Genomic DNA, 23,827 nt, shown 5'->3' with positions numbered 1-23,827 from the left:
CTACTTCTGGCCCGAACCGGCCAGCGGAGCGGCCTCCCGCAGGGCTCGCTCGGTCTCGGCGAGTTGCGCGATGGTGTACTTGCCGAAGACACCCTCTATCGCGAGGCGGGCCTCGTCCCAGACCCGGCTCGTGGCGCACAGCGGGGCATCCTTGATGTAGCAGGTCCCGCCCGCGCTGCACCGGGCCGGACGGACCTCGCCGTCTAGGAGCTCCACGATGTCCAGGACCGTGATCTCCTCCGTCGGTGTGGCGAAGCGGTAGCCGCCGTGAGCGCCGCGGCGGCTCTCCAGGATGCCGGCACGCCTGAGCTCGCCGAAGATCTGCTCCAGAAAGCGTTCCGGGATGTGCTGCCGGCGGGCTACCTCGGAGACCCCCAGAGGACAGTCGTCCTCGCTCAGGGCCAGCTCGACGAGCGCCCGCGCCGCGTATTTACTCTTCTGTGTAAGCCTCAAAGCCGAATCACCTGCTCGCCGCGGTCCGCTTAGTAACATTCTATCAGATCGCGGGGCAGGGGCTTACTTAGAGTCTCCGCGCTCCCGGTACTGGAGCATGGCGTTCTCGATGCGCTCGCCGGTCACCAGGAAGACCGTGCGGTTGCCCAAAGAGACCCCGTGATCGGCGATGCGCTCCAGGTAGTGGACCACCAGAGCGGCCTTGGCCCGCCACTCCGGCGAGCCCCGGTTCCCGGTGGGCGGGTTGGCGATCAGGTTCATCGCCTCGGCGTACATGAGGTCCACCTCGTCATCCATCGCCCGCAGGTCGCGCGCGCCGTCTATGTCCCGGCTCTTGAAGACCGCCAGCCCCCGGTCCATGAGCTCCTTGGCGGCTTTGGCCATCTGGATCAGGACGCTCTCCAGCGCCTCTTCCTTCTCCTCCCCGGCGGTGTCCACCACGACCCGGCAGATGTGCTCGCCCAGGGTCCCGGCACGCACCAGATGGTTGGCTACGGTCTGGACCGTGTACAGGAGCCGGAGGTCCCGGGCCACCGGCGCCTGGCGGGCCTGCAGGATCATGCACTCCTCGTCTATCTCCGCGCCGCGCAGCTTGAACCGCGCATCGATGCCGAGCTCGCCCCTGCAGACCTCCGCGTCGCGGCGCTCCAGCCCCTCGACCATACGGCTCAGGGTGGACTTGACCTCCTCCCCGAGCTCCAGGAGGTCGCCGACGAGCGCCTCCAACTCCTGGTGGAAGGTCTCACGCGGCACTTCCTAGCCGAACCTCCCCGTGACGTAGTCCTCCGTCTCCTTGCGGCCGGGGTTGGAGAAGATCTTGTCCGTCTCGTCGAACTCCCACAGGCGGCCCGGATCTCCCATGTTCTCGATGTAGAAGAAGCCGGTGTAGTCCGAGATGCGGGCCGCCTGCTGCATGTTGTGCGTCACGATGACGACCGTGTAGCGCTCTTTGAGCTCCTCCATGGCGTCCTCGATCTTCTGGGTCGAGATCGGGTCCAGAGCCGAGGCGGGCTCGTCCATCAGGATCACCTCCGGCTCCACCGCCAGGGTGCGCGCGATGCACAGCCGCTGCTGCTGGCCGCCGGAGAGGGAGGTGCCGCTCTCACTGAGCTTGTTCTTGACCTCGTCCCAGAGCGCCGCCTGCCGCAGGGTCCTCTCCACGATCTCATCCAGCTCGCTCTTCTTGCGCCGGCGGGTGAGCTTGAGGCCGGCGACCACGTTGTCGTAGATGGACATGGTCGGGAACGGGTTGGGCTTCTGGAAGACCATCCCGACCCTGCGGCGGACGCGCACCGGGTCCACGTCCCTGGCGTAGATGTCCTCTCCGTCCAGGAGCACCCGGCCCTCGATCCTGCCTCCGGGGGCCACCTCGTGCATCCGGTTCAGAGTGCGGATGAAGGTGCTCTTGCCGCAGCCCGAGGGGCCGATGAGGGCCGTGATCTTGTTCGGCCGGATGTGCATGCTCACGTCCGTAATGGCCTTGAAGTTCCCGTAGTAGGCCGAGAGGTTCTCGACCACCATCTCCTGGGCCCGTTCGACGGCGGGCGCGGTCCGCGTTTGCACCTCCCGCTCCCCGGGAGCCCCCTGCCTCCGGTCGGCCTGTCTTTTGTCCATCCTCTCCTTCGTCTCCCCGAATATCCTCATCCGCAACTCGCCTCCTCTGCAGGCGGCCCCTTACCTGACGCTCCCGCGGCTGGCTATGAAACGAGCCGTCAGGTTCAGAACCAGGACGATCAATACCAGCACCAGCGCTCCGCCCCAGGCCGTCTGCTGCACGGCCTCATACGGGGACTTGGACGCCTCGAAAACGAAGAGCGAAACGGCGGCCATCGCACCGGAGAAGGGGTCGGTGTTCCAGAACTGGTTGCCCAGGATGGTGAAGATCAGGGGCGCCGTCTCGCCCGCCACCCGTGCCAGAGCCAGTATCACGCCCGTAATGATACCGCTCATCGCCGTGGGGATCACCACGCGCAGAATGGTCTTCCACCGCGGCACCCCGAGGGCTAGCGACGCCTCCCGGATGGAGTCCGGGACGAGCCGGATGATCTCCTCGGTCGTCCGCGCGACGATGGGCAACATCATCACCGCCAGCGCCACCGAGCCCGCAAACCCGTGGAACCCGTACGCCAGCACCAGCAGGCCGTAGACGAAGAGGCCCAGCACGATGGACGGGAATCCGGTCATCGTGTCCGCAACGAACCGCACCACATTGCCCAGCCGGTTCTCCCCGTATTCGGCCAGGTAGATGCCGGCCATGATGCCGACCGGCACGCCCATCAGCGCCGCGAAGGCCACTATGACGGCCGTGCCGTAGAGCGCGTTGGCGATGCCGCCACCCTCCCCAAAATACTTAGTGGTGCTGGTGAAGAACTCCAGGTTCCACGCCCCCAGCCCCCGCACTACAACGTAGAAGAGGACGAAGCCGAGCGCCGCCACGGCGACCGCGGTGCACACGTACGCCACGCCCGTCATGACGGAGTCTACGAGCTTCCGGCGGCGGTAGTTGCTCGTCACGTCGGTCAGCCTGGTCGTCATGCGCGTATACCTCCCGAAGGCCCGCTGGCCACGGTCCACACCAGCAGCCGGGCCGAGACGTTGATGATCAGGGTGATGGCGAAGAGTATGAGACCGAGCTCGATCAGGAACGAGACGAACATCGCGCTGCCGGCGTTGGCGAAGTTCGCCGCGATGATGCTCGCCATCGTCGCCCCCTGGTCAAAGAGCGAGGTGAAGATCCGGGGCGCATTGCCGATGATGATCGCCAGCGCCATCGTCTCGCCGGCCGCCCGGCCCAGCGCCAGGGCGAATGCCCCGACGATGCCGCTCTTGGCGTACGGCAGCACCGCCCGGCTGAACATCTCCCACCGCGTCGCTCCGAGCGCCAGCATCGCCTCCCGCTGGGCGTCCGGGACGGCCCGGATCACGTCGCGCGAGATCGCCGCCACCGTCGGCAGGATCATTATGGCCAGGATGAAAGTGGCCGTGAACACGCTGTAGGAGCGGCACGGCCCGGAGAAGAGCGGCAGCCACCCGAGCACGGCCTGCAGCGGCGGGGCGACATACGAGCACAGGAACGGCCCCAGTACGAAGATGCCCCAGAGCCCGTACACGACCGAGGGGACCGCCGCCAGCGTCTCGACCACGATCCCCACCACCCGGTCCACGCGCCGGGGCGCGATCTCGACCAAAAACGCCGCGATCCCGATCCCGATGGGCCCGGCGAGCAGCAGAGCCCCCAGAGCCGTAACCAAGGTGCCGTAGATGAACTGCAACGCCCCGAACCTCTCGCCCGGCGGATCCCACTCGGTGCTCCAGAGCACGCTCCAGCCGAACTCGCCGCGGGAGAGCGAGCTCTGGTACCAGAGCTCGAAGACCACCAGCCCAGAGATGAACAGGAGCGAGAGCCCGAACAGGACCGCCAGCCCCTTGAAGATGGCGTCTCCGGGATTGCCCCGCCGGAGCTGCTTGAACAGATCCATCAGCCTCGTCCCTCCCTCCGGCAGTCTTCTCTCCACATCTGCCCGTGAGCCCCTCCGCCTCCGAAAGACGCGGCGGAGGGAGCCGCTGAAGGCTCCCTCTCTGCCGTACTTATGCCCCACGCCGGGCCCCGAGATACGCTTACTCCTCGTAGCACGGCTGTCCCTGAGCCTCCATGCTGCGAATAAACTCCTCGCCGATCTCCAGGGTCCGGCCGCCGATCGGTACGTAGTCCGGCGGAGCGAACTCCTGGCCCTCGTGCGTGGCGAACCAGGCCGCCTGGGCCACGGCCTTGCAGGTCGCCAGATCGTCCATCTCCTGCCGGATGAGCAGCCAGGTCAGGCCCGTGATCGGGTACGCCTCCTGGCCCTCCGGCCCCTCGGTGACGTTCAGGCCGGAGATGGAGACCCGCAGGTCATCCGGGACCTCGGCGGCTGCGATCGCCGCGCTCGCCGTGTCTATGTTGGCCTCCACGAACGGCCCTTCCGGATCGTCCGCGAGCCGGGCGTACGGGATGTCGTTCTCCGTAGCGTAGGCGAGCTCGTTGTAGCCGATGGAGTACGGCGTCTGCGAGACCTGGGCCGCAACACCCTCGTTGCCCGAAGCCCCGCTGCCCGTCGGCCAGGCAACCTCGGTGCCGGAACCGACCTCATCAGCCCACTCCTCACTCACCGCCGAGAGGTACTCCACGAAGATGAACGTGGTCCCCGAGCCGTCGGAACGGTGGACGACCTGGATCGGCTCGTCCGGCAGGTCCGCATCCGGGTTGAGCTCCGCTATCGCCGGATCGTTCCACCGCGTGACGTTGCCCAGAAAGATGTCCGCCAGTACCTCGCCCGTCAGGTTCAGCTCCTCGACCCCAGGGAGGTTGTAGGTCGGCACCACCGCGCCACCGACCGTGGCCACGTGCAGCACATCGCCGCCGGCCTGCTGGATCTGCTCGTCGGTCATCGGCGCGTCCGAGGCCCCGAAGTCCACCGTGCGGTTGGTGAACTGCTCGATGCCACCCCCGGAGCCGATGGACTGGTAATTTACCTGGATGCCCTCCTGCTCGGCGAGCGCCGAGAAGACCTCGCTGTAGAGCGGAGCGGGAAAGGTGGCCCCGGCCCCGTCTATGCTCCGGGCCGGCTCCACATCGCCGCTCTGAGCCTCGCCGCCGTCCGGCTGCCCCTCCCTTCCGGCCTGCTCCTCCACCGTGGGACCACAGGCCACAACGAACAGCGACAAAGCCAGCCCGGCGGCCAGCAACCTCCACCGCGCAATCCGACTCAACCCGCCAGCTCCTTTCTCAGAGACAACTCAAAACCCTTGAGGACACGCGTGCCGCTTCACCAGCCGGATGATAAGGCATAGGATTCCGGATTTAGTTTCATCAACGTAAACCCTGAATTAAATCTGTGTTAACCGGAACCGCCCCGGGATGCAAAAATCCGCCCGGCCGGTGTATCACAAACCCGAAATCGCGCATTTGTTAAATGCAGGTTAAAAGCGCGAAGACCATGGAGGCGGTGAAGATGGGCAGCAGGTTCGAGACGTGCTCCGGGGTGAGCACCCGCTTCCACCCGCCGGGGCATCCACGGGAGGTTGCCGATGGATCCCCATAATCCCGGCGGGCAGCGAGTCCTGGTGATAGACGACGAGCGGCTGCTGGCGCTGGCCCGGCTCGCCCTCAGCAAGAACGGCCTGGAGGTGCAGACCGCCACCTCGGGGCTGGAGGGTCTCTCGCGCCTTGGAGATTCGGAGCCGGATCTCGTAATCCTGGACGTGGTCATGCCGGACGTCTCCGGCTGGGAGGTGTTGCGCCGGATCCGGGAGTCCAGCGACATACCGGTGATGCTTCTGAGCGGCCGCGACTCCGACGTGGACAAGGCGCGGGGACTGGATCTGGGCGCCGACGACTACCTGACCAAGCCGTTCAGCTTCCTGGAGTTCGAGGCCCGGGTACGGGCGCTGCTGCGCCGTTCCGGGGCCCAGGCGGGGCGTAAGCCGTGAAGGCCGGTCCGACGGTAGCGATCCTGGCCGAGCGGCGGCACCTGAAAAACCGGGCTCTCCGCGAAGCCCGGGCAGCTCTTGAAGCAGCCGGGTGCGAGGTCCCGCTCGTCGTACCGGACTCGAACCGGCTCTTCGACATACCGGCCGAAGCCCCGCCCTGGGACGCGGTCTTGAGCCGGGGGCGCGACCTCGCCGGGCTCGGACTGCTCGCCGCAGCCGCAGCGCTGGGGGTGGTGGCGATCAACAGCCCTCGTGCCATAGAGCTTGTACGGAACAAGATCGCCATGCAGGCCGTGCTGCTGGAGCACGGCCTGCCGCTGCCGAAGACCTGGTTCGCCGCCGACGCCGCGGTCTTCCGCAGCGTGCCCCGCAAGCGGTTCCCGCTGGTCGTCAAACCGTTCGACGGCGACGGAGCACGGGGGCTCGCCCTTTTGACCCGGCCGGAGGACGTGGACCTCCTGCCGCCGCTGGAGCGCAGCCGGTCTCTGTACCTGGCACAGGAGTATCTGGAGACCGACGGCTGGGATCTCAAGCTCTACGGGGTGGGCTCTCAGACCTGGGCCGTGCGCAAGCCCTCGCCGGTCAGCTTCCCAGAGCCGGGTCCCGCCGTCTTCAAGGAGACGAAGGGGGCCGAAATCGTCGAGCTCGACGCCCGGCTGCGGGACATCGCGCTGACGTGCGGGCGGGCCTGCAAGCTGGAGCTCTGGGGCGTGGACGTGGCGATGACCCCGGACGGTCCGTACGTAATCGAGGTCAACGATTTCCCCACCTACTCGGCGGTCCCGAGGGCGGGGGAAGCCATCGCCCGCCACGTCCTCGCCCTGGTGCAGATAGAGGCCGTCGCCCGCCGGGCGGGCCGGAGCGGCATGCACTCCATCGTGAGGAAGCCCTCATGAACGGCCTGCGCGTGGGTTTCATCGAGCGCCGCCACCCTCCCGGCCACCGGGGCGCAATCTCAGACCGCCTGATACCCATGCTGCGGGAGGCGGGCGCCGAAGTGAGCCTCGTCCACGCCGAGACCGGACCCTACCGGCTGGATGTCCGCCCGCCCTGGGATATGGTCGTGCTGAAGTCCGGATCGGCCGCCGCCCTACACCTGGCTGCAGCAGTTGAAGCCTGGGGCATCCCGAGCCTCAACGGCAGCGAGGCCACCCGGCTGGCGCAGGACAGGCTGGCGAGCGCCGCGATCTTGCAGCGAGCGGGGCTCCCGATCGCGCCCGCTCGCCTGGCGTGGCTGGGATCGGGGACGCCGCCCGGTCTGGAGGAGCTTGCCGGCCGGCCGCTCGTGGTGAAGGCCGCCCGGGGCTCGCGCGGGCGGGGCCTGTGGAGGGCCGCGGCAGGAGAACTGCCGGAGCTGCTCCCCCGTCTCCCGGCGGGGCCGTACCTGATCATGGAGTGGGTAGAGCACGCCGGAGACGACCTGAAGGTGTTCGCGGCCGGGGAGTGGATGGCCGCCGTGGAGCGGCCGTTCCCGGCGGAGACCTACGAGGAGAAGCTGGGTCGCCCCGCCGAACTGCCGGAAGAGGCCGCCGCAGCTGCGAGAGCGGCCGGGAAGCTGCTCGGCCTCACCTGCTTCGGCTGCGACTTCGTCCGCAGCAGCGCCGGGTGGTGGCTGGTAGACGTGAACGCCTTCCCCGGCTACAAGGGCGCGGAGGGCGCCGCGGAGGCGCTGGCGGCCGAGATCTCGCGGGTAGCGGAGGGGCTCCGGTGAGCGCGCCCCGGTGTCTGATCGCCGGTGCGGGCCGGGTGGCCGGCGGCTTCGTAGCCCCGCTGCTGAGCGCGGCGGGCTGGGAAACGCTCCTGATCTGCCGCAACCGAGAGGTGCGGGACGCTATAAACGCGGGCGGCGGCCTGTGGCTCCGCGTTACGGGCGCGCCGGACCGCTGGGTCGGCAGAGTACGGGCGATCTCGCCCGAGGACCCGGAACTGCTCGCCGCAGCCGCCGGCGCGGATCTCTTCGCCACCTCGGTCGGGCCGTCGTCGCTGGCGGCGGCGGGCCGGATGCTCGCCCCGCTGCTCGGCGAACGGCTGGAGGAGTCCTCAGCTCCGGCGAACGTGATCACCTTCGAGAACCACCGGCGCGCCCCGGAGCTCCTGACCCTCGGCCTGCTGGAAGCCCACCCGCAGCTCGCCGGCGAGATCGGGGTCCGGCTCGGGATCGGCGGCGCGGCCGTCTGGCGCGCCGTCTCCCGCCGCGCGGTGGCGGAAGATGGCATCCGCTTCGAGGCGGACGCCGTGGAGGAGTGCTACGTGGACGCCGCCTCGCTCGTCCCCGGCGTCCCGCCGCTCGACGGCTCGATCCCCGGCCTGTCTCCGGTGCGCGCGTTCGACGACCGCATAATCGAGAAGCTCTGGATCTTCAACGCCGGCCACGCGGCCGCAGCCTATCTGGGCTGGCACGCCGGATGCCGGACGCTGCACGAGGCCATGAGCCGCCCCGGAATCCGGGCTGCCGTGAGCGAGATAGTGGCCGAGGCCCGGCGGGCCTTCGAGGCATACCTTGAGATATACTGCAGGCCCGTTCCCGTTCCGTCCCGCCCGCCGGGCTGGATCCTGGACCGCTACACCGATCCAGCCCTGGCCGATCCCGTAGTGCGGGTGGCGCGGGAACCCCGGCGCAAGCTGGCCGCTGACGACCGGCTGATCGGTCCCGCCATCGCCTGCCGGGCCGCCGGCATTGAGCCTTCCGCGCTCGCGACCGCTGCGGCCGCCGCCCTCTCATACGCCGATCCATCCGACCCGCAGGCCGTGAACCTCCAGCGGGAGCTGGAGCTGCTGGGCCCGGCCGAGGTGCTCTCCACCGTGAGCACCCTGGCCCCGCAGGACGAGCTGGCCCGGCTTATCTGCCGAAGCTACCACGAGCGCGCCGCGGAGGAGGCGGCGCTCTGATGCTGCGGGGGCGGCGAATCGAGCTCTGGGTCGAGGCCCGAAACGGAGCTGCGGCCGTCAACCCCGTGATGCGGGCGCTGCTCGACCGGCTGGAGGCCGCCGGAGCGCGCGCCACCGTCCGGGTTCCGGAGCACGAGCTCGCGGACCCGCGGGAAGAGCGCCGCCCGGACCTCGCGCTGCTCAAGTCGGCAACGACGCTCGCCCTCTCCCGGGCCGTGGTTGCAGAAGCCTCCGGCACCCGCTTCCTGAACGGCGCGCGGTTCACGCTCCGGGCCCACGACAAGGCGGCCACGATCGCCCGCCTGGCGGCCGCGGGCCTGCCGGTCCCCGAGACACATCTCTTCGTGCCGGGATCCGACGGCCGAATCCCGGACTCCCCCGGCGGCTGGATCGTCAAGCCGGTCCGCGGGGTGCACGGAAGGGGCGTAGCGGCGCACCCGGACCTCAAGTCCGCACTCCGGGAGCCGGCCGGGACGAAGATGCCGGCCGGCTCCTGCATCGTGGATGATGGAACACGGCTGGTGCAGCGTCGGATCGGGGGCGATGAGCCCGACGTGAAGGCGTATGTGGCCGGCGGGCGCATCTTCGCCGGCACCAAGAGATTCACCCCCGCCAGCTACGCGGCGGACGAGATAGAGCCGGTGGAGCTGAGCGGCGGCACGCAAGAGGTCGTGCTCGCCGCCGGAGAGGCTCTGGGTCTCCGGCTCTTCGGCGTGGACCTGCGCTTCGAGAGCGGGCAGCCGTTCATCATAGACGCCAACCCGTTCCCAGGATACCGGGGTTTCCCGGAGGCGGTCCCGGTCCTGCTGGCCGAGATAGAGGGAGCGCTGCCGTGAGATCCCGCAACCCCCGGGTCGCGCTCGCCACGGTCGTCGCCGAGGGGCTGCTCGGGCGGCTGGCGTTCGGGATGGTCAGCTTCGGACTGCCGCTGTACGCAATAGCCCTCGGGCTCTCGGTCGCGGAGGTGGGGATCCTCATCAGCCTGCGCACGGTCTTCGTGCTCCCGCTCAAACCGGCCGCCGGCTGGCTCTCGGACAGGATAGGGGTCCGTGCCGTCTACATGCTCGGGGCGTTCTGCCGGGTGGCGGCCGCGGCCATCCTGCTCGCCGCGGGCGGGTTCCTGGGCCTGCTGCTCGTGCGGCTGCTGCAGGGAGCGAGCGCCGCCGGCCGGGATGTGGCCTCGCTCGGCGTAATCGCGCGCGAGGCGCAGGCCCGCGTCGGGACCGTTTACAGCTGGTACTCCAGCGCCAAGCACGTCGGCGGCGTCGCCGGGGCCGCCCTGGCCGGGCTCATCATCGCGGCGGCCGGCTACCAGACGCTCTTTCTGACCGTGCTCGCCCTCTCCGTACTCCCCACGGCCGCCGCCTGGCTCGGTCTGCGCGAGGTCTCCGACGAGGAGGTGGCCAGGAAGAGCGCACCGGAAGATCTGGAGGGGTCGGCCGAGGCGCGGGAGGACGTGCCGGTCAAGGGTGGGACCCTCTCCCTGCTGCGGGAGCTGGGCGGCCCGGCATCGGTGGGGATGCTCGTGGCCGCCAGCGCCTACATGGTGCATGGACTCTTCCCCATCCTGGCCACCGAGTACGCAGGTCTGAGCGAGGTCCAGGCCGGGGCAATCTACAGCCTCTCGGCGGCCGTGTTCCTGGTCTCCGGGCCGGTCTTCGGGATGCTCGTGGACCGCAAGGGGCGTCTGATCGGTATAGCCTGGCGCTCTGCAGCCAACATCGGCTCCTCAGTGCTGTACCTGATCAGCCCCACCTTCCTCGGGTTCGCCGCCGCCCGCTCGGTGGACGATTCCGGCAAGGCCGCCTTCCGGCCCGCCTGGGCCTCGGCGGTGGCGGAGATAGCGGCCAGAGATCCCCGGCGGAGTGGGCGGCGCCTCGGCGCTCTGGACACCTCGCAGACGGCCGGCGAGGCTCTGGGCCCGGCGCTCGCCGGCCTGCTGTGGCAGACCGGCGGTGTCTTCGCGCTCTTCGGAGCGCGCATCGTCATAGCAGCGGTCGCCGAGATAGCCGCCCTGCGAGTCTTCGGCGAGCTGCGGGGCCGCCGGCTCGCCGGAATGAAGCTCGTAACGGCCTGCCTGATCCCGCCGGTGCTCGGGCTCGCCGCAGCCGGCGCGCTCTGGCTCGAGGATCTCGCATCCCGGGAAGAGATTGAGATCGCGACCGGAGAGCTGGTTCTGGGCGGGGCCCTCGTCCTCCTCGGAGCGGCCGCCGGCGCGCTGGCGGGCGGGGCCGTCCTCGCCGCCGAACTCCGGACGCTGGAGCGCTCCTGCACAGAGCGGGTGCGTAATCTGGCCCACGACCTGCGCGGGCCGGTGACCGTGATCCGGGGCGAGGTAGAGCTGGTGCTGAGCCGGGAAGACACCCCGCCCGAAGAGCGCCGCCGCAGCGCAGAGGCGGTCGTGGAGGAGGTGGAGCGTATAGAGGGTCTGCTGCAACCACCTAACCGGCCTTCAGAAGAGCGGTAACCCGCTCCAGCAGCTCCGGGAACGAGAACGGCTTGCCGATACAGGCCGTGATCCCGGCCTCCCGTGCCCGGTGCGCAATCTCCTCCTCATCCCGGGCGGTGAGCAGGATGATGGGTACCTCGTCTCCGGCCGTCCGGCGTTCGGCGCACAGGCTCAGGCCGTCCACGCCGGGGAGCATCACGTCCAGGATAACGAGATCGAAACCGCCCCGCTCCCACAGCTCGCGGCCGGCGAACCCGTCCTCGGCGATATCCACCTCTATGCCTTCGAGCGCCAGGCCTCGCTTCAGCAGCCGAGCGATACCGGGATCGTCCTCTATCACCAGGACCCGGCTCACCGTCCCTCACCCATCGCCGCTTCGCGGTCCCTCTCCGGGACGGTGCCAGCGGCGAGCGGCACGGCGAGGGTCATCTTCGTCCCCTCGCCCACCCGGCTCTCCGCCTCGACCCGGCCGCCATGCGCCTCGGCTATGGTCCGGGCGATGGAGAGCCCGAGCCCGGAACCGCCCTGCCTGCGCGCCCGGGTCTTGTCCACCCGGTAGAAGCGCTCGAAGATGCGGGAGAGGTCCTCCTCCGGGATCCCCGGTCCCCGGTCCTCGACCGTGATGCGCAACTCGCCGCCCGCGGTCTCCGAGACGAGTCTCACCGGGGTCCCGGGCGGGCAGTATTTGGCGGCGTTGTCCACGAAGATCAAGACGGCCTGCTCGATGCGGGCGACGTCTGCATTCAGGGTCCCGTAGCCGCCGAGCTCCCTGCTGAAGGGGACGCCGCGCTCCTGCGCCAGCGCCGCGGCCCGCGCCGCCAGCCCGAAGAGAAAGGACCGCACCTCCACGAGCTCCCTGTGCAGCGGCGGTGAGGCCGAGTCGGAACGGGCCAGGAAGAGCAGGTCCTCGACCAGCCGGGACATCCGGGTGGACTCCCGGAGGATGTCCTCGAAGATCTCGCGCTGCTCGGGGCGGTCCTCGAGCTGCAGACCGATCTGGGCGTTCCCGTGCAGCACGGTGAGCGGCGTCCTCAGCTCGTGCGAGGCGTCGGCGATGAAGTCCGCCTTGGCCTGGTTCGCGCGGGCCAGCGCCTCGGCCGCCCGCTGTTCGCTGTCGTAGAGGCGGCGCAGTTCGGCGACCACGCGCAACGCCGCATACGCCAGCAGCGCCCCGACCAGGACAAGCCCTCCGAGCACCGCCAGCATCAGGAACTCCGCGTTCTGCGCCGTACGCTGCACGTTGCTCAGCGCCGCCGCCGACCGCTGCTCGCCCAGCTTGTCTATCTGCCGCGCAGCGGCTTCGAGCTCGTCTATCCTCACCAGAGCCTCTTCGTGAGCGTCGAGGAAGGCCCTGTGATCAGACGCCTCAAGGTCTATCGCTGGGCGGAACCCCTCGTAGTACTCGCGGGCCACCCGCCGGAAATCCTCCGGTTGGGGCACGTCTTCGTCTCGAATGCCGAGCTCCTCCAGCTCGTCTATCTCCTGAAGCAAGGTGGCGTACGCACCCTCGAAATCTGCCACCCTGGTCCTGGAGATCCCCTGTCCCGTTAGAGCCTCGAAGTAGAGGTTGCGCTGGTAGTGGCGGACGTCGAGAACGGCCACCCGCAGGTCGTCGCCGTGATCCTCCAGCTCCACGTCGTAGGTGAGCGCCTCCTGGGTCACCCCCGTGATCCGGTAGTTGAGAACCAGGCCCACCACCCCTACCACCGCGATAAAGATCAGAAGCCCGCCCACGGCGGAGACGGCGATCTGCAGCGGCTGGGAGCGTATTCGCTTGGGTTGTTCCACCTACCGCCCTCCAGAGTATTTGCGCGGGCGTGCCGTTCTCGCAGCCGGGAGATCAATTATACTTTGTGACCGGAGCTATGAGAATTCTGGTCGTCGAAGATGAGGCCCCGATAGTCCGGATGCTGGAGCGCGGCCTCGCGGCGCACGGCTACCAGGTCCTCAGCGCGGACAACGGCCGAGACGGCGCTGCGCTGGCCGCCGACGAGGCGGTGGAGTTCGTACTGCTGGACATCTCGCTGCCGGAGATGGACGGACACGAGGTCTTGCGGCGCATCCGGCAGACGCGGCCCGAGTTGCCCGTGCTCATGCTGACCGCCCGCGACGACCTGCAGAACAAGGTGAGCGCCCTCAACTCCGGCGCCGACGACTACCTGACCAAGCCGTTCGCCTTCGAGGAGCTGCTGGCCCGCATCCACGCCCTCACCCGCCGCGCGGACCAGCCCAGATCCTCCCGGCTGGAGCTGGGAGATCTGAGGATAGACCTCCTCTCGCGCCGGGTGTGGCGGGGGGAGAAGAGAGTGGAGCTCTCCAGCCGGGAGTTCGCCCTGCTGGAGTACTTCGCACGCCACCCGCGGCAGGTCCTCTCCCGCCAACAGCTGCTCTCAGCGATCTGGGACTACTCCTTCGACCCCGGGTCCAACATAGTAGACGTCTACGTCCGCTACCTGCGGCGCAAGATAGACCGGCCGGGAGAACCCTCCCTTATAACCACCATCCGCGGGGCGGGATACCGCTTCGACCCGGCCGCCTCCCCCGGGAGCGAGTAACCTCCCGCTCGACTAGAATACGCTCATGAAAACCGGATCGGTTCTGGAGGGGAACTCTAACAGCGACTCCCGGGGCGGAGATCGGTGCAAATGCTGAGAAGAGACACCTCAGACGCGGCCCTGATCTCGGCCTGCCGCCGGGGCGACCGGCGGGCGTGGGACCGGCTGTTCAAGCGCTACGAGCGGCTGGTCTTCTCCATCCCGCTCAACTACGGCCTCTCGCGCGAGGACGCCGCCGATATAACGCAGCTCACCTTCTCCATCCTCCTCCAGAGCATAGACAGAATCGCCGACGACAGCCGCCTGGGGCCGTGGCTCGCGGTGGTCGCCCGCCGGCACACCTGGCGGCTGATGGAGCGCAAACGCCGGGAGACGACCGGAGCAGAGGGAGACTTGCCGGAGAGCCCGCTGCCCGACGACTCCAGCGCCCGCAGCATGGAGCGCTGGGAGCTGGTCGAGTGGCTGGACCAGGGCCTCTCGCAGCTCAACACCCGCTGCCGCGAGCTGCTGCTCGCCCTCTACTTCGCCCCAGAGGAACCCTCCTACGCCAAGGTGGCCGAGAGGCTGGGGATGCCCGTCGGGAGCATCGGCCCGACGCGGGCGCGCTGCTTGAAGCAGCTCAAGGCGAAGCTCGGCTGAGTGCCCCCTTGCCAGGTGTATTTCAGGGCTCTTGCCGCGACATCTTAACTAGTGAGTTCCAGCAAACCCTTCGGGTATATTTAGGGAGAAGAGAGACCATGCCGAGGCCGAACACACCCGACTTCGAGAAGATCCTGGACTGGCTCGAAGGCCGGCTTCCCGAGGACGAAGCGGCAGCCGTCGCCCGCTACGTCGAGAGCGCCGGTCCGGAGGTCCGCTCCGAGGTAGACTGGCTTCGGGAGTTCCGGGAGATTAGCGCCGGCACCGTCTTCGACACTCCCCCACCGGAGGTGCGGGAAACCCTGGCCCGCCGCTTCGAGAGCCGAGCGCGGAAGCCGGGTCTGCTGGAGCGGATGCTCGCCAGCCTCACCTTCGACAGCGGCCGTCAATCCGTGCTCGCCGGAGTGCGGTCGGGCGGGGCTCAGGAGAGCCGGCAGCAGCTCGTCTACGCCACCGACCTGGCAGACGTGGCCGTAAACATCCAGCAGCGGCAGAACCGGCGGCTGGACCTAAGCGGCCAGATCTTCCCCACCGGCGACGTGGAGCCCGAAGGCTTCATCGTCCAGCTCCTGCGCGGCTCGAAGGAGGCCGGCATAACCATCGCCGACGATCTGGGCGAGTTCGCCTTCCGGGAGCTGGAGCCCGACACCTACGAGCTGGTGCTCAGCAACGGGGAGTACGAGATCCTGATCCCCCCCATAGAAGCCCGGGCATAGAGTAAAATCGTGGAATGGCGGCAGATGCCGACTCAGACCTGATAGAGAATCTGCTCGCCCTCCCCGCCCCCGGGCGCGAAGACTGCCTGCGCTCCCGCGGTCTTTTGAACGAGCCCGGGCTCTCCCGCCTGCTCGACGCCGCCGAAGAGCTGGTGCACAGCGACCCCGGCCGCGCCCGGCGCCTGGCCGAAGCCTGTGCCGGGCTGGCAGAAGTGGCCGGCGCGCCCGCCATCGAGCCGCGGGCAATCTACCTCTGCGTAGAGACCAACTTCATAAACGGCAGATTCGAAGAGGCTCTCCGGCTAGCCAGAACAGCTCAAGAAGGCTACCTGAGGCTGGGCAGGGTACTGGAGACGCTCCGGACCAACGTCGGCCAGGCGGCGGTTCTGCTCGAACTGGGGCACTACAGAGAGGCGCTCGGGATAGGACATGAGGTGCTGGAAGCTCTCAAAGGAATCGAGGGGCCTCACGTAGAGGAGCGGGATGTAAGCCTGCTTACCGCCCTCACCCTCCAGAATATAGGCGGCTGCTACGAGTATATGGGGCGCTATGAAGAGGCGCTCGAAGCCTACACCTCTGCCGAAAGCGCCTACCAAGAGCTGGGGATGACCGAGCGGCTCGGTGAAATCCGCAACAACCGGGGGCTTATACTCCTGGATCTGGGACGCAGCAGAGATGCTTTGAACGCCTTCAAGAGCGCCGCCGACTTTTTCGCCGAAGCGGGGCTCACCCTGTCGTACGCCAAAGCTCTCAACAACGTGGGCGAGGCTCATCTAAGGCTGGGAAACTACAGAGATGGTCTCTCCGCTCTAGAAGAAGCGCGCCGGCTGCTCGACTCGATAGAAGCGCTCGCAGACAGGCATCTGCTCCTCCGCGACACCGCAGACGCCTACCTGGCGCTCAACCTTTACTCGGAAGCCCTGGCGGCATACCGGGAAGCCAGCGAAGCCCTTCAGAGGACGGGCATGTCCTACGAGCGAGCCCGAGCACTGTGGGGCCTGGGATCAGCCCTGGCCTTCCGGTCAAACCTTGAAGAAGCCGAGAGTACGCTCGCTGAAGCCGCCAGCCTGTTCTCCGAAGCCGGGAACCTCCCCTTACTCTCCGGCGTGATGCTGGAGCAGGCAGCTCTGCTGGAAGCCCGCGGACGCCACGAAGCCGCCCTACAGAAAGCGAGCGAGGCTCTGGAGCTCGTCTCCGGCCGTGACTGGCCGGTGCAGAACTTCTACGCCCGCCTCCGGCTGGCCGACTTGCGGCTCACCGGGCCAGAAGAAGCGGAGCGGCATCTGCTCGAAGCGAAGCAGATAGCCGAAAGCCTGGCATTACCGAACCTGCGCTACCGGGTAAACGAACGCCTCGGAAATCTGCATCTCCTAAAGAGACGGCTGCCTGAAGCAAGAGAGCTGCTTCAGGCAGCCGTGGATGAAATAGAGAACCTGCGGGGGACCGTAACCCAAGAGGCCATCCGCGCATCTTTCCTCAAAGACAAACTGGCTGCCTACGAAGGGCTGCTGCGGGTGCATCTGGCCCGGCGGGGTCAAGAGAGCGTCCGGGAAGCTTTCGCTGCAGCCGAGCGGGCGAAGTCTCGCGCGCTGGTAGACCTGCTCACGGGAATAGTCGGCAAAGAGCCCTCAACCGGCGGGGAGCTACAGCACCGCATCCAGGAGCTCCAGGCAGACCTGAACGCCATATACAACCAGATGCTCGAAGGAACCGGCGAAGAGATCCTGGAGCCCGGCAGCCGGGCCGCGGAACTGGAGACGGAGATAAACCGCCTCCGGATACAGGCCGCCGCGACCGCCTCGCCCGACCCCTTCGCCGCTTCCCCGAACACGACTCCGGACCGGCTCCCGGCAGACGAGTTCCTGGCAGCTTACCACATAGTCGGGGAAGAAATCCTGGCCTTCATCAGTGACTCCGGAGATCTCCGGGTCGTCCGCAACCTCGGCGCCGTAGCCGAGGTACGGGAGCTTCTGCAGCGCTTCGAAGTGCAGATGGATCGTTTCCGGGCCGGGCAGGGATTCACCGAACGCCACATGGAGGTAATGCACCGCTCCGTCCGGCGGGTACTGGGTGCGCTCTACGGCGTGCTCTTCGCCCCTCTCGAAGAACTGCTGGAACGAGATAAGGAAGTACGGAGGCTGGCGATCATACCCCACGGGCTCCTGCATCGAGTACCCTTCCACGCCCTCTTCGACGGAGAGAGATACCTGCTGGAGCGGTTTGAGATCTCTTACGCGCCCAGCGCCACGGTCTACGCCCTGTGTCAGGAGCGGGTCCCGCAGAGCACGAACCGGGCACTCGCGCTGGGGCTCTCCGACCCCTCGATCCCGGCTACGATGGCGGAGGCGAAGGCCGTCGCGAGGATATTCCCGGACTCGGAGCTCTTGCTGGACAAGGAGGCGACCATCGAAGCCTTCAAGAGCAGCTCTGCCGGACGCGGGGTGCTACACCTGGCCTGCCACGGTCTCTTCCGCAGCGACAATCCCATGTTCTCGTCCCTGAAGCTGCACGACGGCTGGCTGACCGCAGCGGATGCGATGAACCTGAACCTCGAAGGAGCGCTAGTAACCCTCAGCGCCTGCGAGTCGGGACGCAACGAGGTGATCGGAGGCGACGAGATCTTGGGCCTCACCCGGGCCTTCCTGGGAACCGGAGCGACGACGCTAGTGGTCAGCCTCTGGCTGGTCCAGGATGAGACCACTGCAGAGCTCATGCAGAGCTGGTACGGGCACCTGCAGGAAGGCTTAGGCAGGGCCGAGGCGCTCAGGGTGGCCCAGCTGGAGATCAAAGCCAGGCATCCCCACCCCTACTACTGGGCCCCGTTCGTACTGGTCGGCAGGCGGTAGGGCGCATTAGAAACCTCTAATGTGAGAGAACTCCAATGTATCTGCTCTTGTCAAGCGGCGCACAGGTCCTTATGAATATGCAATCGGGCATCACCTTCAGGAGGGCTTGCATGAGAGCACGGATGACTTCTTACGGGGCTTCGAATCGGGTGCAGTGGCTGGGAGTTCTGGCTCTCGTCCTCCTGATCACAGGAGCAAGCATCGCGGGCGTCTCCGCCGCCGCCCGCGCCGACGATGACGACGGCACCACCCGCTTCGTACCCCGGCAGGCGGTAGTGCAGTTCAAGCCCGGCGTCACCAGCACGGCCCGGAACAACTTCCTCCGGCAGTACAACGCCTCGATCCGGGATACGCTCCTGATCTACCAGAGCAAGCGCATCTACCTGCTGCAACTCAAGGGCCAGCGGGTCAACACGAAGGCGAAGGTGTCAGCCATGAACCGGGACCGCCGGACGGTCTTCGCCGAGCTGAACTTCGTCGTCGATACCCCGGAGGGTGGCAAGAGATTCAGGGCCTTCGGCCAGAGCAGCACCGGCCCGGAGACCTCCAACGGCTACGCGTTCAGGAACCTCAACCTCTCCTGCACGCGCCAGATCACGCAGGGTCGGGGCGCGGTGGTCGCCGTTATAGACACCGGCGTGGCCCTCAACCACCCCTACCTCAGAGACCGCCTGACAGCCAAGCGCTACGACTTCCTGCGCGGCACCACCGAACCCCTGGACCGCCGCCAGAACCGCGACACCGACAACGACGGCCAGATAGACGAGATGTGGGGGCACGGCACGCACGTGGCCGGGATCGTGGCCTACACCGCGCCGCAGGCGAGGATCATGCCCCTGCGCGTGCTGGACTCCAACGGCCGGGGCAACGTCTTCGCGATAGCCGAGGCGATAAAGTTCGCCGAGCGCAACGGCGCGCACGTCATAAACATGAGCTTCGGGATGCCGGCGGAATCGGAGCTGCTGGACGACGTGATAGACGACGTGGACGACGAGGTCGTCGTGGTCAGCGCCGCCGGCAACGGGGGCAGCGCGATCAAACAGTACCCCGCCGCCGAAGATGGCTTGGCGGTGACGGCCGCCGATGCTCAGAAGCAGCGCCCGGCCTGGGCCAGCTACGGGGCCTGGGTGAACGTCGCCGCGCCGGGCGTGCGTATCCGCAGCTCCGTGCCGGGCGGTTACGCCAACTGGAACGGCACCTCGATGGCCGCCCCGTTCGTCGCCGGCCAGGCTGCGCTGATGTACAGCGCCGCTCCCCGCGATATCGAACGGGACGACATAGCCGAGGAGATCGAGGACATCATCCGCGGGACCTTCAACCAGCGGGTAGCGAGCATAAACGGCGGCCACGCAGATATCGGCCGCAGCCTCGCCACCATCATGCGCGGCCAGAACACCGGCGACTGCGGGCGGGGCGTCCCCGCCCTCTACCCCGAGACCGATGACGATTAATAACCGCGCGTAAGCGAACTCCCCCCGCTCCCCCTGCTCTTCAGCCGCCTCCTCGTAGGAGGCGGCTCTTTTTGCCGGCGCCGCATGTATTTATCTGCCAGCAGACCGGCATATGTCGCAGAGAGAGGCCGGAAGAGCCCCGGCTCCCGGTGAACCGAGATCCCTGAAGAGAGGTAGAGTTGGAGAGACTTCGTGACGGCTGGGTCTGGTTCTGCGTGGGCCTCCTGCTCTGGGAGGCGCTCCGTCCCTGCCTCGCCGGATAGTCCAGGGGCACCGGCCGGAGCCTTCCCTCAGTCGTCGGCTTCGAACTCCTCGTAGAGGTCGTCGTCATCCCCCACAACCGCAGGCGGAGCCTGCTGCGCGGGGGTCGGGTGTGGCCGGCTGATCTCGATCTCGATCTCGATCAGACCGTCTTCAGGCTCTATCTCTATGGTCGCCTCTCGCTCGCCCTTCACGACGAAGAACTCCCACTCTCCCTGCGAGAAGCTGAGGTCGTTCACCCGCCAGCCGCCACGCCGGAACACGTCGCGGTAGAAAGCCTTGACCTCTTCTACATCCGCATCGGCGGAGAGGTAGTCGGCCTTGGTGACCATGATGTTCCCGTAGAGTTTCTGTTCGTACTCGAACATCACGGAGCCCGGATATCGCGGCAACTCCGGGATATCCGAACCGGGAACGTCGGTCTCCGGCAGCGACCGCTCGGTGGGGGCCGAGAGCTCCACCCCCTCCCGGCCCGGGGGCATCTCCCCGCCGGTAAGGCCGCGCTGCCCGGAGAGGAACCACCCGGAGGTGAAGCCGGCCATAATCATCAAAAGGGCGAAAATCCCTGCTCCTAACGGAGATCCTTTCAGCATCGCCTCCCCATGTGCCTCAAACGGTGCCGACGCCCCGGTAAGGAATCTTAGCCCCCCGACATAAAGCGCGCCTCAGGAACGGATTAAAATGCTCTCACTCTCGCTCTCTATTAGAGCTTTCTCATCTGCGCTTCCCCCGGTGAACTACGTCCGGGACTCTCCGTGCGGCCGGCCCCAGCGGATTACACCCGCGGTGAAGGGAGCCACGAGGTCTTCCAAATGCCCCGGCTCGCGCCGGCCGCGCACGAGAAGGGAGATCGCACACCTCCACGCATACTTCAGGATGGACGCTACCGGCGCACGATCATGACCGGGCAGTGGGCGTGCCGGACGACGAAGTCAGAGACGCTCCCCATCAAGGCCCGCCGCACCCCACCCAGCCCGCGGCTGCCCATAACGATCAGCCCCGCGCCTATCTCCTCGGCCAGCTTCACTATCTCGTCCTCCCGCCGGCCCCGGCGCAGATGCGCCTCGGCTACCTTCCCCCCGGCTTCCTCTATCTTCTTCACCTGCTCGTTTAGGATCCTCCGGGCCTCTTCCTCCACCTCCTTGAGCGCATCCTCGTAGCGGACGAAGGACTCGATCCGGTAGGTAGGGTCCAGAGCCCCCGGCGCAACGGTCACCACGTGCAGCTCGGAGTTCGTGGTGTTTGCCAGATCCGCAGCCGTCTCGTTCGCCAGCATCGCGTCCGCCGAACCGTCAGTAGCCAGCAATATCTTCGTCGGAAAGATGCTCATGACTTACCCCCTGTAGCTACGCTCCCGCTCCATGCTACTAGTGTTCCTACACCAATTATAGACCGGGAGTTCGACCGACTTCACATGTATACTTCTTGGGCGGCGACCAGGAAGGAGGTCGGAAGCTGCGGGACGACGGCCGGGACATCATCATCGTCAGCGACCTGCACCTCTCCTCCGGCTACGACCCGCGCACCGGGACCTTCGATCCGCTGGAGGACTTCTTCTACGACGGGGCGTTCGGGCGGTTTGCGGACCACCTGATCGAACGCTCCAGGCGCCGCCCGTTGCGGCCCGTGATCCTGGGGGACTTTCTGGAGTTCTTGCAGGTAGACCCGCCGGGCGCTCACGAGCTTGGGGACACCTCGGAAGAGGCGTCCGTCCGGAAGCTGGAGGTGATCGCGCGCGGCCACCCCGGCGTCTTCGAGGCGCTGGGACGCTTCGTCTCAGCCGGCAATCCGCTGGACATCCTGCCCGGCAACCACGACGTGGAGCTCTTCTGGCCGGGCGTGCGACGTAAGCTGCGCGAGCTCGTCGCCCGGCATGCCGCGGGAGCAGACGTAGAGAGGGGCATAACCTTCCACCCCTGGTTCTTCTATGTGCCGGGAGTTCTCTACGCCGAGCACGGCCACCAGTACGATGCGAACAACGCGTTCCTGCGGCAGCTCAACCCGGTACTGGAGAAGCGGCCGGACCGTATCGAGCTCCCCCTCGGTTCGTTCTTCGTGCTCCACTGGTTCAACCACATCGAGGAGGCCGATCCGTTCGCGGACAACGTGAAACCCGCCACGCGCTATCTCTCCTGGGTGCTGCTGAATCACCCGGTGCGGGCGCTCGTGGCGCTGCGCCACTACCCGCGCTTCCTCGCCCGCACGCTGCGCAAGGCCGGCAACCTGGACGGGCACGAGCTGAAGCGGCTGCGCGACGAGTACCGTGAGGAGTACGTGCGCCCCTACGCCCGGAGGCTCGGGCTGCCGGAGAGGATGCTGGAGTCCCTGGACCGGCTCGCGAAGGACCCCACCCTCGCCAACCGGGACCTGCTCTACCGCAGCCTGCTCCGCATGAACCTGCCCGTTATCTCAGCTCCGGTGGCAGGTCCCGCAATCTACCGGATCCTCAAGCGCTACCCGGAGCGGCGGCCGCTGCTGGGGTTCCTGCTGCTGACGGCCCTCATGGTCTGGCGCGACCGCGAGCTCGTTCGCGAGGGCTGGCGGCGCATCCTGCGCGCCGGGCGCTCGCCAGACTACCTGCGCCAGGCGTCGGAGGAGCTCGACGAGCACGGCTTCCTCTTCAACGCCGCCCTGCGCATCCACGCCTGCCTGCGGCGGGCCGGATGCGGCGTTCCCGTCTACGTGATGGGCCACACGCACGAGGCCGAGCAGCACCCGCTGGAGCGGGGCTCGTTCCCCCGCTACATCAACAGCGGGACCTGGACCCCTATCCTCCCGGATACCTTCGACCTCCTGGGCGAGCGGGAGCGGCTGAGCTTCGTCGAGATCCTGCGCGGCGGGAACGGGAGCGTGGAGTCCCACCTTATGGTCTGGAACGACGACGCCTCCCGTGCCGACCCGTTCCTGGATATAGGTTAGACCTTCCCCCGGGCGGCGCTGTTCGCCAGCAGCGCTATCGCGGCGCTGGAGATCAAGATCAGACCCAGCGCCCCGCGCAGCGTGAGCATCTCGGCGACGAACCCGATGAGCGGCGGCCCCACTAAAAACCCGAAGTACCCCATCGTGGACATCGCCGCGATGGCCGCCCCCGGTGCCACCCCCGGCGTCCGGGCCGCGGTGCTGAGTACGATCGGGAACACGACGCTGAAACCGGCTCCCACACCCGCGAACCCCGCCAGCGCGAACGCCGGGCTCCCGCTGAAGAGCGCCAGAGACATCCCGAGCGCGGCCACCCCACCGCCGAGCCGCACCAGCGTCACCGGCCCCAGCAGCATATTCAACCGGTCACCCGCCAGGCGTCCCGCGGTCATCATGAGCGAGAACGCCGCGAACCCAGCGGCCGCTACCCCCGGTCCCGTGCCGAGCGTCCCGCTGAGGTACACGGCGCTCCAGTCGGCCACCGCACCCTCCCCGAGCAGCACGCAGAACGCCACGATCCCGAGCCCGAACATGGCCCGATCCGGCACGGCGAACGCGGGCTCGCCGGCCCCGACGGGCTCCGAGGGAAGAAGGTACTGCACCGCAAACAGCGCCAGCGCCCCGAAGAGTGCCGCAACCGCCAGAAAATGTGCGCCCAGCCCGGCCCCGAGCGCGGCCATCGCGCCGCCCATCATTGCCCCTGCAAGCCCACCGATACTGAACATGGCGTGGAAGGAGTTCATGATCGGGCGCCCGTAGACCTTCTCGACCGCCGCCCCCTGGGCGTTCATCGCCACGTCCAGCGACCCCAGAAGCACCCCGAGCGCGAGGAGGACAGCTACCAGAGCCGGGAAGCTCCCCGGCACCGCCACGAGCGGGAGGGCCACACAAGCCCCCAGCACACCTGCTGCCGTGATTCCGCGGCTCCCCAGGCGCGAGATCAGCACCCCGGCCACCGGCATCGCCACCAGCGCCCCGACCGCGATCGCCAGCAGCGCCAACCCGAGCAACCCCTCGCTTAAACCAAGCTTCTCTTTCACAGCCGGGATGCGCGCCACCCAGTTGCCGAAGAGCGCCCCGTTGACGAAGAAGATCGCGGCTACCGCCAGCCGGGCCGAAACCGGGAACCCGATCTCTGAGAGTCCGAACCGCACCGGGGTATCCTACGCCCCGGAGCGTC

General features: G+C 67.6%; 23 protein-coding genes. 12 read left to right on the top strand and 11 right to left on the bottom strand.

What is annotated here, in order from left to right:
• The 6 genes from E0L93_RS06270 to pstS form a co-directional block, all read right to left on the bottom strand.
• Window positions 1-453 (bottom strand): RrF2 family transcriptional regulator, encoded by a 453-nt coding sequence (locus tag E0L93_RS06270; protein WP_165874190.1) that lies wholly within the window; start codon window positions 451-453, stop codon window positions 1-3.
• A gap of 63 nt (window positions 454-516) precedes the next feature.
• Window positions 517-1,206, bottom strand: a complete 690-nt coding sequence (locus E0L93_RS06265; RefSeq protein WP_132690003.1) for a phosphate signaling complex PhoU family protein — start codon at window positions 1,204-1,206, stop codon at window positions 517-519.
• A 3-nt stretch (window positions 1,207-1,209) separates the two neighbouring features.
• Entirely contained in the window at window positions 1,210-1,974 is a 765-nt protein-coding gene (pstB, locus tag E0L93_RS06260) for a phosphate ABC transporter ATP-binding protein PstB (RefSeq protein ID WP_165874199.1), read from the bottom strand.
• 153 nt (window positions 1,975-2,127) lie between these two features.
• Entirely contained in the window at window positions 2,128-2,988 is an 861-nt protein-coding gene (pstA, locus tag E0L93_RS06255; protein WP_132690000.1) for a phosphate ABC transporter permease PstA, read from the bottom strand.
• Window positions 2,985-3,932: a phosphate ABC transporter permease subunit PstC gene (gene pstC / locus E0L93_RS06250; protein ID WP_132689998.1), complete on the bottom strand. Its 948-nt coding sequence runs from the start codon at window positions 3,930-3,932 to the stop codon at window positions 2,985-2,987. Before pstC ends, pstA begins: the two co-directional genes overlap by 4 nt.
• Before the next feature lie 139 nt (window positions 3,933-4,071).
• A complete protein-coding gene (gene pstS / locus E0L93_RS06245; protein WP_132689995.1) occupies window positions 4,072-5,202 on the bottom strand; it encodes a phosphate ABC transporter substrate-binding protein PstS in 1,131 nt (376 codons plus the stop codon).
• Between the two features lie 318 nt (window positions 5,203-5,520).
• Here pstS and E0L93_RS06240 point away from each other — a divergent pair, with 318 nt between their 5' ends.
• From E0L93_RS06240 to E0L93_RS06215, 6 genes are read left to right on the top strand one after another with little or no spacing between them, the layout of a single operon-like run.
• Window positions 5,521-5,922, top strand: coding sequence for a response regulator transcription factor (locus tag E0L93_RS06240; RefSeq protein ID WP_132689993.1), 402 nt, complete (start codon window positions 5,521-5,523; stop codon window positions 5,920-5,922).
• Entirely contained in the window at window positions 5,919-6,818 is a 900-nt protein-coding gene (locus E0L93_RS06235; RefSeq protein ID WP_132689990.1) for an ATP-grasp domain-containing protein, read from the top strand. Before E0L93_RS06240 ends, E0L93_RS06235 begins: the two co-directional genes overlap by 4 nt.
• Complete coding sequence (locus tag E0L93_RS06230; RefSeq protein WP_132689988.1) at window positions 6,815-7,633, top strand: ATP-grasp domain-containing protein; 819 nt, start codon at window positions 6,815-6,817, stop codon at window positions 7,631-7,633. The genes E0L93_RS06235 and E0L93_RS06230 overlap by 4 nt, the downstream gene beginning before the upstream one ends.
• Window positions 7,630-8,811 (top strand): mannitol dehydrogenase family protein, encoded by a 1,182-nt coding sequence (locus tag E0L93_RS06225; RefSeq protein ID WP_132689985.1) that lies wholly within the window; start codon window positions 7,630-7,632, stop codon window positions 8,809-8,811. The genes E0L93_RS06230 and E0L93_RS06225 overlap by 4 nt, the downstream gene beginning before the upstream one ends.
• Window positions 8,811-9,647: an ATP-grasp domain-containing protein gene (locus tag E0L93_RS06220; protein WP_132689983.1), complete on the top strand. Its 837-nt coding sequence runs from the start codon at window positions 8,811-8,813 to the stop codon at window positions 9,645-9,647. The genes E0L93_RS06225 and E0L93_RS06220 overlap by 1 nt, the downstream gene beginning before the upstream one ends.
• Complete coding sequence (locus tag E0L93_RS06215) at window positions 9,644-11,278, top strand: MFS transporter (RefSeq protein WP_132689980.1); 1,635 nt, start codon at window positions 9,644-9,646, stop codon at window positions 11,276-11,278. The genes E0L93_RS06220 and E0L93_RS06215 overlap by 4 nt, the downstream gene beginning before the upstream one ends.
• Here E0L93_RS06215 and E0L93_RS06210 read toward each other — a convergent pair.
• A complete protein-coding gene (locus tag E0L93_RS06210; protein ID WP_132689978.1) occupies window positions 11,253-11,615 on the bottom strand; it encodes a response regulator transcription factor in 363 nt (120 codons plus the stop codon). The two genes, E0L93_RS06215 and E0L93_RS06210, sit on opposite strands and share 26 nt — an antisense overlap.
• Entirely contained in the window at window positions 11,612-13,048 is a 1,437-nt protein-coding gene (locus E0L93_RS06205; RefSeq protein WP_132689975.1) for a sensor histidine kinase, read from the bottom strand. The genes E0L93_RS06210 and E0L93_RS06205 overlap by 4 nt, the downstream gene beginning before the upstream one ends.
• A 65-nt stretch (window positions 13,049-13,113) precedes the next feature.
• On the opposite strand from E0L93_RS06205, the gene E0L93_RS06200 reads away from it, so the two are divergent.
• The 5 genes from E0L93_RS06200 to E0L93_RS06180 all read left to right on the top strand — a co-directional run bounded on the left by E0L93_RS06200 (window position 13,114) and on the right by E0L93_RS06180 (window position 19,467).
• Complete coding sequence (locus E0L93_RS06200; protein ID WP_243638131.1) at window positions 13,114-13,815, top strand: response regulator transcription factor; 702 nt, start codon at window positions 13,114-13,116, stop codon at window positions 13,813-13,815.
• Between the two features lie 90 nt (window positions 13,816-13,905).
• Complete coding sequence (locus tag E0L93_RS06195) at window positions 13,906-14,454, top strand: RNA polymerase sigma factor (RefSeq protein WP_132689973.1); 549 nt, start codon at window positions 13,906-13,908, stop codon at window positions 14,452-14,454.
• A 98-nt stretch (window positions 14,455-14,552) separates the two neighbouring features.
• Window positions 14,553-15,170 carry a hypothetical protein gene (locus E0L93_RS06190; protein WP_132689970.1) on the top strand — a complete coding sequence of 206 codons (618 nt, stop codon included), beginning with the start codon at window positions 14,553-14,555 and terminating at the stop codon, window positions 15,168-15,170.
• Window positions 15,171-15,184: 14 nt separating this feature from the next.
• Window positions 15,185-18,016, top strand: a complete 2,832-nt coding sequence (locus tag E0L93_RS06185) for a CHAT domain-containing protein (RefSeq protein WP_132689967.1) — start codon at window positions 15,185-15,187, stop codon at window positions 18,014-18,016.
• Between the two features lie 110 nt (window positions 18,017-18,126).
• On the top strand, window positions 18,127-19,467 hold the full coding sequence (locus E0L93_RS06180; RefSeq protein ID WP_165874189.1) for a S8 family serine peptidase: 1,341 nt from the start codon (window positions 18,127-18,129) through the stop codon (window positions 19,465-19,467).
• 290 nt (window positions 19,468-19,757) lie between these two features.
• On the opposite strand, the gene E0L93_RS06175 is transcribed toward E0L93_RS06180, so the two are convergent.
• Window positions 19,758-20,279: a P-loop NTPase family protein gene (locus tag E0L93_RS06175; RefSeq protein WP_132689963.1), complete on the bottom strand. Its 522-nt coding sequence runs from the start codon at window positions 20,277-20,279 to the stop codon at window positions 19,758-19,760.
• Between the two features lie 332 nt (window positions 20,280-20,611).
• On the bottom strand, window positions 20,612-21,058 hold the full coding sequence (locus E0L93_RS06170) for a universal stress protein (RefSeq protein ID WP_132689960.1): 447 nt from the start codon (window positions 21,056-21,058) through the stop codon (window positions 20,612-20,614).
• Window positions 21,059-21,153: 95 nt separating this feature from the next.
• Here E0L93_RS06170 and E0L93_RS06165 point away from each other — a divergent pair, with 95 nt between their 5' ends.
• Window positions 21,154-22,647 (top strand): metallophosphoesterase family protein, encoded by a 1,494-nt coding sequence (locus tag E0L93_RS06165; RefSeq protein WP_132689958.1) that lies wholly within the window; start codon window positions 21,154-21,156, stop codon window positions 22,645-22,647.
• Here the strand turns inward: E0L93_RS06165 and E0L93_RS06160 are convergent.
• Complete coding sequence (locus E0L93_RS06160) at window positions 22,644-23,801, bottom strand: MFS transporter (RefSeq protein ID WP_132689955.1); 1,158 nt, start codon at window positions 23,799-23,801, stop codon at window positions 22,644-22,646. The genes E0L93_RS06165 and E0L93_RS06160 overlap by 4 nt on opposite strands.
• Window positions 23,802-23,827: the final 26 nt, after the last annotated feature.

Origin of the sequence: Rubrobacter taiwanensis, from assembly GCF_004337705.1 — a bacterium.
GTDB classification, from domain to species: domain Bacteria; phylum Actinomycetota; class Rubrobacteria; order Rubrobacterales; family Rubrobacteraceae; genus Rubrobacter_C; species Rubrobacter_C taiwanensis.
This window is presented reverse-complemented; position numbering and strand designations above follow the sequence as displayed.